15 protein-coding genes are annotated in these 15493 nt (G+C 67.3%); 5 read left to right on the forward strand and 10 right to left on the reverse strand.

Going from position 1 to position 15493, the window contains the following annotated elements; all coding sequences use genetic code 11:
• Window positions 1-72 precede the first annotated feature (72 nt).
• The 5 genes from CYU59_RS15305 to CYU59_RS15325 form a co-directional block, all read right to left on the reverse strand.
• Window positions 73-1980, reverse strand: a complete 1908-nt coding sequence (locus tag CYU59_RS15305; protein WP_292991063.1) for a penicillin-binding protein 2 — start codon at window positions 1978-1980, stop codon at window positions 73-75.
• A complete protein-coding gene (locus CYU59_RS15310; RefSeq protein ID WP_292991066.1) occupies window positions 1977-3152 on the reverse strand; it encodes a hypothetical protein in 1176 nt (391 codons plus the stop codon). Before CYU59_RS15310 ends, CYU59_RS15305 begins: the two co-directional genes overlap by 4 nt.
• Window positions 3149-4162, reverse strand: coding sequence for a 16S rRNA (cytosine(1402)-N(4))-methyltransferase RsmH (gene rsmH, locus CYU59_RS15315; RefSeq protein WP_292991069.1), 1014 nt, complete (start codon window positions 4160-4162; stop codon window positions 3149-3151). The genes CYU59_RS15310 and rsmH overlap by 4 nt, the downstream gene beginning before the upstream one ends.
• A gap of 133 nt (window positions 4163-4295) precedes the next feature.
• Window positions 4296-4727: a division/cell wall cluster transcriptional repressor MraZ gene (mraZ, locus tag CYU59_RS15320; protein WP_285190977.1), complete on the reverse strand. Its 432-nt coding sequence runs from the start codon at window positions 4725-4727 to the stop codon at window positions 4296-4298.
• A 295-nt stretch (window positions 4728-5022) separates the two neighbouring features.
• Window positions 5023-5424 carry a DUF3040 domain-containing protein gene (locus CYU59_RS15325; RefSeq protein ID WP_292991076.1) on the reverse strand — a complete coding sequence of 134 codons (402 nt, stop codon included), beginning with the start codon at window positions 5422-5424 and terminating at the stop codon, window positions 5023-5025.
• Between the two features lie 213 nt (window positions 5425-5637).
• On the opposite strand from CYU59_RS15325, the gene CYU59_RS15330 reads away from it, so the two are divergent.
• Both CYU59_RS15330 and CYU59_RS15335 read left to right on the forward strand, forming a co-directional pair.
• Complete coding sequence (locus CYU59_RS15330; protein WP_292991079.1) at window positions 5638-6237, forward strand: N-acetyltransferase; 600 nt, start codon at window positions 5638-5640, stop codon at window positions 6235-6237.
• 62 nt (window positions 6238-6299) lie between these two features.
• Window positions 6300-6998, forward strand: coding sequence for a DUF3153 domain-containing protein (locus tag CYU59_RS15335; protein WP_292991369.1), 699 nt, complete (start codon window positions 6300-6302; stop codon window positions 6996-6998).
• Window positions 6999-7001: 3 nt separating this feature from the next.
• On the opposite strand, the gene CYU59_RS15340 is transcribed toward CYU59_RS15335, so the two are convergent.
• Window positions 7002-7892, reverse strand: coding sequence for a mycobacterial-type methylenetetrahydrofolate reductase (locus tag CYU59_RS15340; protein ID WP_292991081.1), 891 nt, complete (start codon window positions 7890-7892; stop codon window positions 7002-7004).
• 286 nt (window positions 7893-8178) lie between these two features.
• Here CYU59_RS15340 and idsA2 point away from each other — a divergent pair, with 286 nt between their 5' ends.
• Window positions 8179-9228, forward strand: coding sequence for a bifunctional (2E,6E)-farnesyl/geranyl diphosphate synthase (gene idsA2 / locus CYU59_RS15345; protein ID WP_292991083.1), 1050 nt, complete (start codon window positions 8179-8181; stop codon window positions 9226-9228).
• Window positions 9229-9233: 5 nt separating this feature from the next.
• On the forward strand, window positions 9234-10751 hold the full coding sequence (locus tag CYU59_RS15350) for an alpha-(1->6)-mannopyranosyltransferase A (RefSeq protein ID WP_292991085.1): 1518 nt from the start codon (window positions 9234-9236) through the stop codon (window positions 10749-10751).
• Here CYU59_RS15350 and CYU59_RS15355 read toward each other — a convergent pair.
• Window positions 10745-11149 carry an Rv2175c family DNA-binding protein gene (locus CYU59_RS15355; RefSeq protein WP_292991086.1) on the reverse strand — a complete coding sequence of 135 codons (405 nt, stop codon included), beginning with the start codon at window positions 11147-11149 and terminating at the stop codon, window positions 10745-10747. The two genes, CYU59_RS15350 and CYU59_RS15355, sit on opposite strands and share 7 nt — an antisense overlap.
• A 131-nt stretch (window positions 11150-11280) precedes the next feature.
• Between CYU59_RS15355 and CYU59_RS15360 the strand changes: the two genes are divergently transcribed.
• On the forward strand, window positions 11281-12459 hold the full coding sequence (locus tag CYU59_RS15360) for a protein kinase (RefSeq protein ID WP_292991372.1): 1179 nt from the start codon (window positions 11281-11283) through the stop codon (window positions 12457-12459).
• 71 nt (window positions 12460-12530) lie between these two features.
• On the opposite strand, the gene CYU59_RS15365 is transcribed toward CYU59_RS15360, so the two are convergent.
• The 3 genes from CYU59_RS15365 to CYU59_RS15375 form a co-directional block, all read right to left on the reverse strand.
• Window positions 12531-13919: a class II 3-deoxy-7-phosphoheptulonate synthase gene (locus CYU59_RS15365; protein ID WP_292991089.1), complete on the reverse strand. Its 1389-nt coding sequence runs from the start codon at window positions 13917-13919 to the stop codon at window positions 12531-12533.
• Window positions 13920-14044: 125 nt separating this feature from the next.
• Entirely contained in the window at window positions 14045-14551 is a 507-nt protein-coding gene (locus CYU59_RS15370) for a polyadenylate-specific 3'-exoribonuclease AS (RefSeq protein WP_292991092.1), read from the reverse strand.
• Window positions 14552-14556: 5 nt separating this feature from the next.
• Window positions 14557-15438, reverse strand: coding sequence for a hypothetical protein (locus CYU59_RS15375; protein WP_292991095.1), 882 nt, complete (start codon window positions 15436-15438; stop codon window positions 14557-14559).
• Window positions 15439-15493 lie beyond the last annotated feature (55 nt).

Genomic DNA, 15493 nt, shown 5'->3' on the forward strand with positions numbered 1-15493 from the left:
CCGCTACCTCTCGCCCGCGTGCTGTGTCCTACTGAAATAGCAGGGGCGGGTGAGCCGCGCAATTCAGTCGAGCTACATCGCCTGCAGGGTCAGCGGCGGACCGGGATCCGGCGACAGCGGCACGTTTCCGCGCTGCAGCAGCCAGCCGGCGATGTTGTGGAACAACGGGGCCGCTGAGTGGCCCGGTGTGCCGTCGGCATTACGGGAGGGGTTGTCCATCATGATGCCGATGACGTAGCGCGGATCGTCGGTGGTGGCCATGCCCGCGAACGTGATCCAGTAGACGTTGTCGTAGTAGCAGCCGCAGGCCGGGTTGATCTGCTGCGCGGTGCCGGTCTTGCCGGCGATCTGGTAGCCCTCGACCGCGGCGGCCGGCCCGGTGCCCTGCTGCACCCCGGTGGGATCGCGTTGCACCACGGCGCGCAGCATGTTGCGGACGGTTCGCGCGGTCTCCGGTGACACCACCCGGACACCTTCGGGACGCGGCTCGTCGGTGCGGGTGCCGTCGGCGGCGACGGTGGATTTGATGATCCGCGGCGGCATCCGCACGCCGTCGTTGGCGATAGCCTGATACATCCCGGCCATCTGAACCAGGGTCATCGAAAGACCCTGTCCGATAGGCAAGTTGGAGAACGAACTGCCTGACCATTGGCCGATCGGCGGAACCAGGCCCGCACTTTCGCCGGGCAGGCCGATCCCGGTGCGCTGTCCCAGGCCGAACTTCTCCAGCATGTCGAAATAGCGTTGCGGGCCAACGCGTTGCGCCAGCATCAGAGTTCCGACGTTCGACGACTTCCCGAAGACGCCGGTGGTGGTGTAGGGCGCGACGCCGTGTGCCCAGGCGTCGTGAATGTTCACCCCGCCCATGTTGATCGACCCCGGGACCTGCAGCACCTCAGCCGGATTGGACAGTCCGTACTCGATCACCGATGACGCGGTGATGATCTTGTTCACCGAGCCTGGTTCGAACGGCGAGGAAACCGCGGGGTTGCCCAGTTGCTTGTCGCCCTGCCGCCCGAGGTCCTGGGAAGGGTCGAAGGTGTTGTCGTTGGACATGGCCAGCACTTCACCGGTCTTGGAATCCATCACGACCGCAGAGACGTTGCGGGCACCGGACAGGTTCTTGGCCTGCTGCACCTGCTGCTGAACGTAGAACTGGATGTCGTCGTCGATGGTGAGCTGAATGGTTGCGCCGTTGACCGCATGGTGCTGGTTGCGGTAACTGCCCGGGATCACCACGCCGTCGGAGCCGCGGTCGTAGGTGACCGATCCGTCGGTGCCGGCCAGTTCGGCGTCCATGGAATCTTCCAGGCCGAGCAAACCGTGTCCGTCCCAGTCGATTCCGCCGACGATATTGGCGGCCAACGAGCCACCGGGGTACTGACGTAGGTCTTGGCGCTCGGCGCCGATCTCCGGGAATTTGCGGGTGATGGCGGTCGCGATGGCGGGGTCGACGGCGCGGGCCAGGTAGACGAACGAGTCGTCGCTGCGCAGCTTCTTCAGGACGGTGGCTTTGTCCGGCTTGTTGTTCAGCCGCACCGCCACCTCCTTGGCGATCTCGTTCAGCCGCTTCTGCGGGTCAGGCGCTTTCGCGTTTTTCTGCCTGGCCTCGGTCAACTGCTTGAGAATCCGTTTGGGCTGAAACGTCAGGGCGCGGGCTTCGATGGTGAACGCCAGTTGGCTGTTGTTGCGGTCGACGATGCTGCCGCGGACCGCTTTCGAGACGTCGGTGACCTTCAGCTGTCCCGCGGCCTCGGCGCGCAACCCGGCGGCCTTGGGCACCTGCAGATAGAACAACTGGGCGCCGGCGATCAGCAGGGCGAGGAAGATGACTCCGTTGCCGACCCGGTGCCGGAATACGAATGACGTACCGCGGCTTCCGACCTCGACGGCTTGGCGGGTGCGGCGTTCGCGTGTCGAGCGGACCGGCGCCCCACCCTTCGGCCGTATCGACTTGCCTGGGTGTTTGGGCCTGTTCACCGTGGCGCCCCTGGCGGGGTGACCGTCAGGGGGCCGAACTGTTCACCGACCATGGGGCCGCTGGGAGCGAGGTGATGCGGCATACCTGGTAAGTCTGCCGGCGAGGGGGCGACAACGGGCGGCGCCACGCCGGCGGGCGGAGCGGGTACCGCGATCGGCGGTGGGATGACCGGTACGCCCAGCGGCGCAGGCGCGGCGGGAATCGCGGGCGCCAGTCCGGGCGGGGGCGAAACCCCCTGGGCCGGCGGGCCTCCCGGTACGGGGACACCCGGTACCGCCGGCGCCGCACCGGGCATCGGGAGCGGGCCGTCGGGTGAAGGCAGGTGCTGGGTACCGAGCGTGGTGGCGCCGTCGGGGCTGCGGACCATGCCGTCGGGGCCGGGTGCCAGCGGAACGGGAATGCCGTTGCCGGGCAACACCAGCGCGGGCACCTCGACCGGACTGGCCGGTGGCGCTGGTGGCGCCGCTGGCTTCTCGTCGGGCAGCTTGCTGTTCAACGGGGGCGGCGGAACGCCTTGCGCGGGTTTGGGAGTGCCGACAACCACCCAGTTGCCCGCCGGGTCCTGAACCAGGTGCGCGGTGTCGCGGGTCGGAATCATGCCCAGCCCACGGGCCGCTTCGGCCAGGGCCGGTGCGGACTGCGCCTCCTGCACGTCGCGCTGAAGCGCCTCTTTCTCCTGCTGCAGCAGCTCGGTGCGCTGACGGGCACTGCCGAGCTGGTAGGACCGCTCGGCCGCGTCGGTGGACAGCCACAGTGTGAGGCCGAGCCCGGCGCCCAGAGCGCCGATGACCAGTACGACGAAGGGAACCTTGGCCGCCAGCGTGCGCGGCCGCAGGTCGATCGAAGCGATCCGGTTAAGCAGTCGTTCCCGCAGTGGCGGACGAACAACTTTGGGAGCCTTGGCCTTCCGGGCCTTCGCACGTGCCTTTGCCTGGTTCGCGCTCTTGGCGCGGGCCGGACGCTCGACCGGGCGGGCGACCGGCGACGTCTGCGGGGCCGACCGCGACGTGCGCGGCTCGCGGGCCGGCGCGGTGGGCTTTGCGGCGCGTTGCCGCGCGCGGCGGGCGGGCGCCGAGTCCGCGGTTCGCTGACCCGGCTTCCGGGAGGTGCCGGTTTGACCGCTGCGCCGTTCGCCGGCACGGGGCGGTTGCGCTGGGCGCTTGGCTTTCATGAGCCTCCCTTCCTCGCTGCGGTTGATGTCGACTGCACACGCTCGACGGCGCGCAATCGCACTGCCGCACTGCGTGGATTTCGCCGGACCTCCGCGTCGTCGGCGCGTTCTGCGCCTCGGGTCAACAACGTGAATCTCGGTGCGTGCCCAGGTAATTCGACCGGCAGGCCCGACGGTGTGCTCGACGTCGTCGCCGAGGCGAAGGCCCGCTTGACGATGCGGTCTTCCAGCGACTGGTAGGCCATCACCGCGATGCGCCCGCCGACCGCGAGGGCCTGCAACGCGGCGGGCAGCATGTCGGCCAACGCGTCGAGTTCGCTGTTGACCGCGATGCGCAAGGCCTGGAATGTCCGCTTCGCCGGGTGTCCCCCGGTGCGCCGTGCCGGCGCCGGCACCGCTTGGTAGATGACCTCGACCAATTCGGCCGTCGAGACGAACGGCGTGCGTGCGCGCCGCCGGACGATGTGCGTCGCGATGCGGCGGGCGAGCTTCTCCTCACCGTAACGACGCAGGATGTCGCTCAAAGCGGCCTCGTCGTAGGTGTTGAGGATCTCGGCCGCGGTCAACGGCGAGGTGGGGTCCATTCGCATGTCCAGCGGCGCGTCCTGCGCGTAGGAGAAGCCGCGCTCGACGCGGTCGAGCTGCATCGACGACACGCCCAGGTCGAAGAGCATACCGTCGACGGATTCGGTTGTACCGCAGCCTGATTCGGCCAACACCGTCTCGATATCGTCGTAACGGGTCTGCACAAGAGTGAGCCGGTCGGAGAATCGGGCGAGCCGGGCGCGGACGATGTCGAGGGCGGTCGGGTCGCGGTCAACACCGATCAGTCGCAGCCCGGGCAGCTCGGTGAGAAATCGCTCGGCATGCCCACCGGCGCCGACGGTTCCGTCGATCAACACCGCGCCAGAGCCGTCGGAGTGCCGGCGGGTCAAGGCCGGGCGCAGCAACTCGACGCAACGGTCGAGCAGGACGGGCACATGGCCGAAATCATCAGTGGCGCCAGGCATCAGAGCACCTTCCCGACGTGAGACATGGAGGGCGGCCGCTGCATCGAGGTCCCTGTCCGACGGTACGAACCTGGCGTTGGGGAAGTACGTCAGGGTCGGTTCGGACAGAGGCCACGTTGCACGGGCACGCGCCTCAGATAATGTCGCCGAGTGCTTCATCGCTGGCTGCGGAGAAGTTCTCTTCGTGGGTCTCTTGGTACTGCTGCCAGGCTGCCGCGTCCCAGATCTCCAGGTAGTCAATCGATCCGATGACCACGCAGTCCTTGGACAGGCTGGCGTAACGGCGGTGATCGGCCGACAAGGTGATCCGGCCTTGCGCGTCGGGATGCTGTTCATCGGTGCCGGCGGCCAGGTTCCGCAGGAACGCCCGAGCCTCCGGATTGCTGCGCGATGTCTGACTCGCCTTGCGGGCCAGATCTTCGAACGCCGCGCGCGGGTAGACGGCGAGGCTGTGGTCCTGACTCTTGGTGACCATCAACCCCCCTGCCAGTGCGTCGCGGAACTTGGCCGGCAGCGTGAGCCGCCCCTTGTCGTCGAGCTTTGGCGTGTAGGTGCCGAGAAACATCTGGCCACCTCCATGCCTTCCGACTTCCGCCACGATACCCCACATTGCCCCACTTCGCTCCATTTAACGACGCGAATGTCACCGGACGGTGTCGTTTCTGCAGGTTCTCGGCCACCACTGGGGCCAGACGGCGTCACGCCAGACTGTTGGGACCGCGCCAAAAACGTCGCTGAGCTGCACATATTGGCCCTAGTGGGACGTAGTGGGTGATCACACCGGGATTTCGCCGCCACGGCATCGTCAGTGGGGCACAAAAAAGGGCAGCCGGTCGGCTGCCCTTTGCGTGTTCCGCGCGCTACTCCTCGAAGCGGCGGCGGAACCGGTCTTCCATGCGGCTGGTGAACGAGCCCCCGGCGTTCTTGCCACGTCGCTGGCGCGCGGTTGCGGCAGGCCCGGGGCGTTCGCCGCGGCCGGCCAGGCGCGGGCCGGTGATCGCGAAGACCACGCCGCCGAACATCACCACGAAGCCGAGCACCGACAGCGCCGGGAACGTTCCGATCATGGTGGCCTTAAACGCCACACCCGATACCAGCATCGCCAGTCCGAGCACGAACAGCGCGGCACCCTGCAACCGCCGGCGCGCCGTGGGGGCGCGCAACCCGCCACCGCGAACGCTCGAGGCGAATTTGGGGTCCTCGGCATAAAGAGCGCTCTCGATCTGGTCGAGCATCCGCTGCTCATGATCGGAGAGTGGCATTCGTCCCTCCTTGCCGAAAACCTGTCACGTTGATACCGGTAGCACGTCTGCGTCCCACTGCGGGACAACTAATAAGAATGATACGAGGTCAATCTGCCCGTTACCACCGCTTCGCTCGCTGATTGTAATAGCGACCGGTCGGCGTTCATCGTTTCGGCGCCGTCCCGATAATAGGAGAGGCACCGCACCGGACCACTGAGGAGGAGACCCTACGTGGTGACGTTCCTCATCAACCTGCCGCCACAGGACATGCAGCGGCGGCTTTCCGATGCTCTGGGCGTGTATGTCGACGCCATGCACTACCCGCCCGGCACCGAGAATCAGCGCGCCGGGATGTGGCTCGAGCACACTCGCCGGCGCGGATGGCAGGCAGTGGCGGCCGTCGAGGTCGACACGCCGGCCGGGACGGAGCCGTCATCGGCCGAGTTGAGCGATGCGCCGCTGCTGGGTGTGGCGTACGGCTACTGCGGCGCGCCTGATCAATGGTGGCAGCAACAGGTGGTGTCCGGCCTGCAGCGCAGCGGTTTCCCCGATCTCGAGATCACCGCGCTGATGAACAGCTATTTCGAGCTGACCGAACTGCACATTTCGCCGCGAGCGCAGGGCCGCGGGCTCGGCGAGGCGCTGGCCCGACGGCTGCTGTCCGAGCGCGGTGAGGCCAACGTGCTGTTGTCGACGCCGGAGACCAACGGGGAAGCCAACCGCGCCTGGCGGCTCTACCGGCGACTCGGCTTCATCGACGTCATCCGCGGTTACCACTTCACCGGCGACCCGCGGGCGTTCGCGATCTTGGGGCGCAAGCTGCCGCTGTAGTGGCACCGGCACGGTCGCCCGTCTGGCACGATGACCTGGTGCGCGCCAGCGGTATACAGCTTTTGCCCCGAAGTCTCCCCGGCCGGCCGGCTGGCCGCCGCCTCGCCGCGTATGCGTTGCTGTTGCTGCTGATACCCGCGCTCGCCGGGTGCGTGCGGATCAAAGCCTCGATCACCATCTCCCCCGACGATCTGGTGTCCGGTGACATCATCGCGGCCGTCAAACCACGCAACGAGAAGGACACCGGTCCGCAGCTCGATCCCAATCTGACGTTCAGTCAGAAGGTCGCGGTCTCCAAATACGACCGGGACGGGTACGTGGGCTCGCAGGCCACCTTCTCCGACCTGACATTTGCCGAACTTCCCGAACTCGCGCGGATGAACTCCGACGCCCAGGGCGTGAACCTGTCGCTGCGCAGAGCCGGCGACCTGGTGATCCTCGAAGGACGCGCCGACCTGACGTCGATGAACGATCCCGACGCCGAAGTCGAACTCTCCGTCGCCTTCCCCGGGTCGGTGACCTCCACCAACGGAGACCGGGTCGATGAACAGACCGTGCAATGGAAGTTGAAGCCCGGCGTGGTCAGCATCCTGAGCGCGCAGGCCCGCTACACCGACCCGAGCACCCGCTCGTTCCAGGGCGCGGCGTTGTGGTTGGCCCTCGCCTCGATCGCGGTGGCCGGCGCCGTAGCGGGCCTGGCCTGGTACACCCGCGACCGCTCGCCCCGAATCGCCGAGCCGAGCGATCCGTCGTCCAGCTGAAGGTCAGTTCGACGGCGACCAGTAATCCAGCATCTCGGCGAACGTCTCGAACGCCGGCGCGGAATTACCGTAGGTGGCTTCCAGGTGGATGCTCAGCGGGTAACCCAGGTCGACGACGCCGTCGATGACCCGCTTGTAGAGGTCGAGGATCAGCTTGCGGCGTTGCGCCGGTTCGGTATTCGCCAAGGTCGTGACGAACGCCTGCTCCTCGGCGACCGCGGCGTTGCCCGGATCCTGGATCAGCCAGTTGATGAAGCCGATCTTCTCCTCGAGCTTCGGCACGAACCCGAATCCCAGCAGGACCTCCGGCCGATGGTCGGTTTCCTTGGCGAAGTCGGTCAAAAAGCCCACGATCGCGTCGGAGTACAGCAACTGCGTCTGCGCGAAGGTGGCGCCCTGGTTGCACTTGAAGTTCAGCCGGCCGATCTCGCCGTCGCGGGTGGGAATCAAGATGACGCCCCGGTTGTGCACCAGCTCCTGATAGATCGACAGGGCGTCGGTGGGCGCGACGCCGGAGCCTTCGCCGTCGGCCATCGTGCGCGGGACGCCGACGAACACGATGCCGTCGATGCCGGCTCCGACGAGTTTGCCGAGCCGCTGACGCAACGCGTCTTCATCCATGAAAGCGGTGACCTGGCTGCACAATCCGCGCACGCCGGGCAGTTCGGGCTTGATCGTCGACCAGAAGTCCAGCACGTCCAGCTTGGGCTTCATCTCGATCGGACGGTCGTCGTCCTCTTCGATCAAGCCGGGCATCATCACGTGCCCGATCCGGCCCTCGATGCCGGATTTCGCCGCCAGCTGCACCACTTTGTGCGCATCCTCGAGAGCTTGCTCGCTACCGCGGTCGACGTTCGGCGGCACCAGCTCGAGCGCGATGGTGTTCAAAGTCAACGAGCTGCTCCTCATTCAACGACTAGTTCCCCCGCGGCAGCGCACAGCTGCTGCGACCCACGTCGGCCGGCGAGCGGCGCTGGCCAGGCGGCCTCGCCACGCATCACGACAGCATAGTGAGGCCACCGCGGCGGCCCCCCGGCGACGGTCGGTCGCACCGCCGAGAGAGCCCGGGGCGGGCAAAACCCGCTGGACAATGCCGCGCCGAATAGACTTGGCGAGCTATGAGTGCCAGGAACCGAAAAGGGGTGTCGCGCTGAGCGCAGGAGCAACGGCAACCGTCGCAGTGGCCGACACCGTCATCGACCAGCTGCGCAGGTACCTGCGCGGCCGCCGACGCGAGGCGGCCCACATCGGCAGCGACTACGACGCGCTGACAGCGGGCCTGGAGGACTTCGTGCTCGGCGGCGGCAAGCGGCTGCGGCCGGTGTTCGCCTACTGGGGCTGGCGGGCGGTGTCGAGCGTGGACGCCGACGAGCAGGCACTGCTGTTGTTCGCCGCGCTGGAACTGCTGCACGCCTCGGCGCTGATCCACGACGACGTGATCGACTGCTCCGCCACTCGGCGCGGCCGTCCCACCACCCACATCCAGTTCGCCTCGCTGCACCGCGATCGCGGATGGCGTGGACCGGCCGACCAGTTCGGCATCTCGGCGGCGATCCTGCTCGGCGACCTGGCCCTGGCGTGGGCCGACGACATCGTCGCCGACGCCGATCTGCCCCGCGACGCCGCAAAGCGAGTGCGCCTGGTGTGGGCCGACATCCGCACCGAAGTGCTCGGTGGCCAGTACCTCGACATTGTGGCCGAGGCCAGCGCCGCGGAGTCGATTGCCTCGGCGATGGCCGTCAACACCTACAAGACCGCGTCCTACACCGTGGCGCGTCCGCTGCAGCTCGGCGCCGCCGCGGCAGCGGATCGGCCCGACGTGCAGGCGCTCTTCCACGAGGTCGGCAACCAACTGGGCGTGGCATTTCAGTTGCGCGACGACGTACTGGGCGTTTTCGGCGATCCGGCGGTGACCGGTAAACCGTCCGGCGACGACCTGCGCTCCGGCAAGCGCACCGTGCTGCTGGCCACCGCGCTGGAGTTGGCCGATGCGTCAGATACCGCCGCCGCCAACCTATTACGCACATCCGTCGGTACCGACTTGAGCGAGGTCCAGGCCCGGGAACTGAGCGCTGTCATCGAGCGGGTCGGCGCGCTGGCCGCCGTCGAGGACCGGATCGCCGCGCTGACCCGGCGAGCTTTGGAGGTGGTGGCCGACGCCCCGATTCACGACGCGGCCAAGACCGGCCTCGCCGAACTCGCCACGCTGGCCTCCAACCGGTCCGCCTGACGCCCATGGCCACTCCGACACCCGTCTCCGACGCCTCGACTACCGATGCGCCACCGCTGCTTTCGCGACTGCGGCGATTCGCCCACACCACCGACGGCCGTCCGGCGCTGCTCGGTTGCCTGGGAGCCACGCTGATCACGACCGGCGGCCTCGGCGCCGGCAGCACCAAGCAGCACGATCCGCTGCTGGAGACGTTGCACCTGTCCTGGCTGCGTTACGGCCACGGACTGGTGCTGTCCTCGATCCTGCTCTGGGTCGGTGTCGCGCTGATGCTCAGCGCCTGGCTCTGGCTGGGCAGACGTGTACTCGCCGGAGCCGCAGACCAATTCGCCATGGTGGCGACCACCGGCTTCTGGCTGGCCCCGTTGTTGCTCTCGGTGCCGGTCTTCAGCCGGGACACCTATTCGTATCTGGCGCAGGGTGCGCTGCTGCGGGACGGCCTGGATCCCTACGCTGTCGGGCCCATCGACAACCCGAATCCTCTGTTGGACAACGTCAGTCCGATCTGGACGATCACCACCGCCCCTTACGGACCGGCGTTCATCATGATCGCCCGGCTGGTGACCATGCTGGTCGGCAACCACGTGATCGTCGGAACGATGTTGCTGCGGCTATGCATGCTGCCCGGCCTGGCGCTGCTGCTGTGGGCGACACCACGCATTGCGCGACATATCGGCGCGAATGCATCCGTCGCGCTCTGGGTTTGCGCGCTCAACCCGTTGGTGATCATCCATCTGATGGGTGGTGTGCACAACGAGATGCTGATGGTGGGACTGATGGCCGCCGGCATCGCGCTGACCTTCGAGCAACGCAATGTCGCCGGCATCGCCACGGTGGCCGTGGGTACGGCGGTCAAGGCCACCGCCGGACTCGCGCTACCGTTCCTGGTCTGGGTGTGGATGCGTCATCTGCGGGACCGGCACGATTATCGGCCGCTGCGGGCCTTTTCGATGGCAGCGGGCGCGTCGGTGGCGATCTTCGTCGCGGTGTTCGCAGTACTTTCCGGCGTGGCGGGCGTGGGACTGGGCTGGCTGACCGCGCTGGCCGGGTCGGTGAAGATCATCAACTGGCTGAGTATCCCGACGGCGACGGCGAATCTGATCCACGCCGTCGGCGGATTGCTGTTCTCGGTGAATTTCTATGGGGTGCTGCAGGTTACCCGCGCGGTGGGGATCGCGATCATCGCGATCGCGCTGCCGCTGTTGTGGTGGCGGTTCCGTCACAACGACCGGCAGGCACTCGCCGGCATCGCCTGGGCGATGCTGGTGGTGGTGCTGTTCGCGCCGGCCGCCCTGCCGTGGTACTACTCCTGGCCGCTGGCGGTGCTGGCCCCGCTCGCCCAGTCACGACAAGCCGCCGCGGCGGTCGCGGCCTTCTCCACCTGGATCATGGTGATCTTCAAACCCGATGGGGCACACGGGATGTACTCGTGGCCACACGTCCTGCTGGCGACGGGGGTGGCCGTGTTCGCATGGCGCACACTCATGCGACCGGAGCCGTCTGCCCGGCCGGTCAGTCAGTAGGCCATGGCCTGCGCTCGGCGCAGCACCTCACGGGCCTGATGCGAGTGCAGCGCGTCGACGGGCCGCGCGTTGCTCAGCGCGTCACGTGAACCGTCCTTCCGCACCGTCAGCGACGGGTCGGGGGTGAACAGCCAGCGCACGATCTCGGTGTCGTGATACCCGCCGTCACGCAAGACCACCAGCAGCCCCGGCAGGCTTTTGACCACTTCGCCTGCGCTGGTGAAGAAGATCTGCGGTACCACCACGTCGCCCGCGCGCCGCACCGCGACGAGGTGGCCTTCTTTGAGGTGCTGCTGCACCTTGGTCACCGACACCCCGAGCAGGTCGGCGACAACCCGGAGATCGTAGGTCGGTTCATCGGGGTCGATCACGTCATCCCCCGCCGGAATCCTGCTCACCGGAACAGTGTAAGGCCGCTGTCGCGTCGAGTTCGGGGCTCGCACCGAGTTGGTTTCGGGGTCCGGAGCGGGGTGCCGCCTACGATGGGCGCGTGGCTGCAGCGGCGGGCGAAGACTCCCTCGAGGGTGCATTGCTGGACGGGCGCTACCGGGTGGCGACCAAGATCGCCACCGGCGGCACCTCGACGGTGTACCGCGGCCTCGACACCCGGCTGGACCGTCCGGTGGCGCTCAAGGTGATGGATGCCCGCTATGCCGGCGACCAGCAGTTCCTCACCCGCCTGCAACTCGAAGCCCGCAGCGTGGCCCGATTAAAGGATCCGGGGCTGGTCGCGGTCTACGACCAGGGCCTCGATGCCCGTCACCCGTTCCTGGTGATGGAGCTGGTCGAGGGCGGCACCTTGCGCGAACTACTTGCCGAGCGGGGTCCGATGCCGCCGCACGCCGTCGCCGCGGTGCTGCGTCCGGTGCTCGGCGGGCTGGCCGCCGCCCACCGGGCAGGCCTGGTGCACCGCGACGTCAAGCCCGAGAACGTCTTGATCTCCGACGAGGGCGAGGTGAAAATTGTCGACTTCGGCCTGGTGCGTGCGGTCGCGGAAGCCGGAATAACCTCCACCAGCGTCATTCTCGGCACCGCCGCCTACCTCTCGCCGGAACAGGTCAAGGACGGCAACGCCAGCCCGCGCAGCGACGTCTACGGCGCCGGCATCGTCGCCTACGAGCTGTTGACCGGGCAGACTCCGTTCACCGGCGACACCGCGCTGTCGGTGGCCTATCAGCGCCTGGACTCTGACGTGCCGCCACCGAGCAGCGTGATCGGCGGAGTCCCAGCACAATTCGACGAGCTGGTCGAGCGTGCGACCACCCGCGACCCCGCCGGGCGCTACGCCGATGCCCAGGACATGGGCGCGGAGTTGGCCGCGATCGTCGACGAGTTGCAGCTCCCCGATTTTCGGGTGCCTTCGCCGCGCAACTCGGCGCAACATCGCTCGGCTGTAGAACACCGCAGCCAGGCCACCACCGACCAGAACCGCACCGCAGACCTGCGCGCTTCACGTCCGCCGGTTCACCAGCCGACCCGCCAGCTGACTCGCGATCCACAGGAAAGGCCGACTGGGTCCGATCCACGGGACAGCGAATACCAAGAAGTGGGAGGGCAATTCGCCGGCATCGACTTGGTCGAGTTCGCCTTCGAGCGTCAGCACGCCCGACGGATGATGCTGATCTGGATTGCGGTCGTGCTGTCCATCACCGGGATGGTGGCGGCGGCGGCGTGGACCGTCGGCAGCAACATCGGCGGACTGCTCTAGCCGCCACTGAGTCGCCAACTAGTCGCGCAGCATCTCCGCCCGGTCATACGCGGAGCCTGCTGCGCTACCTTTCAGTCGCGCAGCATCTCCGCGACCAGAAACGCCAGCTCCAACGATTGCTGGGTGTTCAGCCGTGGGTCGCACGCCGTCTCGTAGCGTCCGCTCAGGTCGGTGTCCGAAATGTCCTGCGCCCCACCGAGACACTCGGTGACGTTCTCGCCGGTGATCTCGACGTGGATGCCACCGGGGTAGGTGCCCAGCGCGCGGTGCACTTCGAAGAAGCCCTGCACCTCGTCGACGATCCGGTCAAAGTGCCGCGTCTTGTAGCCGGTGGACGACTCGTGGGTATTGCCGTGCATCGGGTCGCACTGCCAGATCACCTGATGCCCTGTCGCCTGGACCTTTTCGATGATCGGCGGCAGCAGTTCGCGGACCTTGTTGTTGCCCATCCGGCTGACCAGTGTTAAGCGACCCGGCTTGTGGTGCGGGTCGAGCCGCTCGACGTACTCGACCACCTGGTCCGGCGTTGTCGACGGGCCGATCTTGACGCCGATCGGGTTGGCGATCACCTCGGCGAACGCGATGTGCGCGCCGTCGAGTTGACGGGTCCGGTCGCCGATCCACAGGTAATGCGCCGACAGATCGTACAGCTGGGGCTCACCGTCCTCCGGGTCGGACAGCCGCAGCATGGCCCGCTCGTAGTCGAGCACCAAAGCCTCATGGCTGGAGTAGATTTCGGCGGTCTGAAGGTTGTTGTCGGCCACCCCGCACGCGCTCATGAATTTCAGGCCGCGGTCGATCTCGGAGGCCAGTGCCTCGTAGCGGGCGCCGGCCGGCGAGGTCCGGACGAATTCGCGGTTCCAGTCGTGCACCTGGTGCAGCGACGCCAGGCCGGACGAGGTGAGTGCGCGCACAAGGTTCATCGCCGCGCCGGCGTTGGCGTAGGCGCGCACCAGCCGCGACGGGTCGTGCTCGCGCGCTGCCGCGTCGGGCGCGAATCCGTTGACCATGTCGCCGCGGTAGGAACGCAGGCCGAGGGCGTCGATGTCGGCGGACCGAGGCTTGGCATATTGCCCGGCGATGCGGGCCACCTTGAGCACCGGCATGCTGGCGCCGTACGTCAGCACGACGGCCATCTGCAGCAGGGTGCGGATGTTGCCCCTGATGTGCGGCTCGGTGTTGTCGACGAAGGTCTCTGCGCAGTCGCCGCCCTGCAGCAGGAATGCCTCACCGCGGGCGACCTGGGCCAGCATCTCCTGCAGCCGAAGCACCTCCGAGGGCACGGTCACCGGCGGGACGCTCTCGAGAACCGTTCGCCACGGCTCGACCTGTTCGCGCGTCCAGCTCGGCTGCTGCGCGGCGGGCTTGGCCAGCGCGGCGTCCAGGCGGGCGCGCAGCTCCTCCGGCAGTGGAGGCAACGCGGGGAGCTGCTCGATGGGAAGGTCGACGGTCGAGTTCACCTCTCTATGGTAACCGGGCGACGACCGCCCCCAATCCAGCCGCGAACAGCGACGATGCACTGCAACTCCTCAACGGCCCGCTGCGCCGCCCGCATCGTCGTTGGCCGTACCCATGGGCCAACTCCTCAACGGCCCGCTGCGCCGCCCGCATCGTCGTTGGCCGTGATCACCCGGTATCGCGCCAGCTGGTCACGGGCGTCCACCAGGGCGTCGTGCACGTTGGCCGACCGTCGCGGCATCTTCGGGCTGCCGCGCTCCTCCCAGAGCTGTCGTAGCTCGTGGGTGAATCGCGGTATCGGCGGCGGAAGATGGGTCATCGGCCCCCACAACTGGCACAGCGCGACGTGGTCGTAGGCACCGACCCACGCCCACAACTCGATCGGCTCCGGGCCGTCCACGTCGAAGAACGTCTCGAGGTCGTTGCGGATCTGCGCGCGTGATCGCCACAGCTGCGACGCCGGCGACGGCAGCTTGGGCAACACATTGGCCCGCACCCAACTGCCCGCTCGATCAGGGTTGAATTCGGTTGAGACGCCGTAGTATTCGCGTCCGTCTTCGGCGGCCACCCCGATCGAGATCAACTCGATGGTGTACCCGTCGTCGATGAATTCGGTGTCGTAGAAATATCGCAAGCCCGCTACCCCACACCGAGCCCGTTGGCGAGCACGCTCGGCACCTGGTCCGGCGGAGGTGCCGGATGCACTTCGCGGTCGAGCTGCGCGTCGACCAGGCGGGGAGACGGTAGCCGCGGCGTGCCGGCGACGGCGTATTGCAGCCACAGCTTGGCCCGCACCACCGGGCGGCGCAGCTGGCGTTCGCGTTGCAGCGCGCGGCTCATCTTGTTCAGCCTGCTCATATAGACGTAGCGAGCCCACGGAGCCTGCGGCCGGGACAGCCGAACCGCCCCGACCAGCAGCAGCGGAACAAAAAACATGCCGATCAGACCGGTCCACACTTTGCCCTTGAGCATGACGAGCGTCGCCAGCGGCAGCGTCAGCGCCATGGCGAACACCAGCGCGGCGCGTAACACGGTGGAATGAGTGGTGTCCCGCCAGAGGCTCAGAAAGAACATCAGCGGGTGCAGGCCGAGCACCAGTAACCCGCCCACCGCGATCGCGGCGAAGACGGCGTCCACCGACGTTCGGCCGTCTTCCTCCCAGTAGACGTCCGAGACGTGCAGAATCAACGCGTACTCATCGAGGACAAGCGCCGCGCCGATTCCGAAAACAATTGCCACGGCAGTGAATTGGGGCTCGGTCCCGTTGACCGACATCGTCACCAGGGTCACACCCGAGATCATCACCAGCACGACGCCGATCACCACGTGGTGGATGTGCTTGGAACCGATGTGGATGTTGCGCGGCTCCCACCATTGGGGCGGCCGGCCGATGCTCTTGCGACGGCGGATGAGCCGGACGAACGTTCGCGTCACGAAGAACGTGAGAATGAAAGCGATCAGGCAGCACAACAGCGGTAGTCGACCGCGGCCGATGATGTCGTGCTGGAGCCAGTAGAGCACCTTAGAAAAGCTACGCGCACTTTGCCAGGAAGGCCGTCCGCGACACCGAATAGGG

It is taken from the genome of Mycobacterium sp., assembly GCF_002863225.1.
Taxonomy (GTDB): Bacteria; Actinomycetota; Actinomycetes; order Mycobacteriales; family Mycobacteriaceae; genus Mycobacterium.

Coding starts and splice junctions, on each gene's coding strand:
- rsmH (WP_292991069.1), bottom strand. CDS start 4,162: ATGCCTGGCGCCACTGATGATTTCGGCCATGTGCCCGTCCTGCTCGAC.
- mraZ (WP_285190977.1), bottom strand. CDS start 4,727: ATGTTTCTCGGCACCTACACGCCAAAGCTCGACGACAAGGGGCGGCTC.
- CYU59_RS15350 (WP_292991085.1), top strand. CDS start 9,234: ATGGCCACTCCGACACCCGTCTCCGACGCCTCGACTACCGATGCGCCA.
- CYU59_RS15310 (WP_292991066.1), bottom strand. CDS start 3,152: ATGAAAGCCAAGCGCCCAGCGCAACCGCCCCGTGCCGGCGAACGGCGC.
- CYU59_RS15325 (WP_292991076.1), bottom strand. CDS start 5,424: ATGCCACTCTCCGATCATGAGCAGCGGATGCTCGACCAGATCGAGAGC.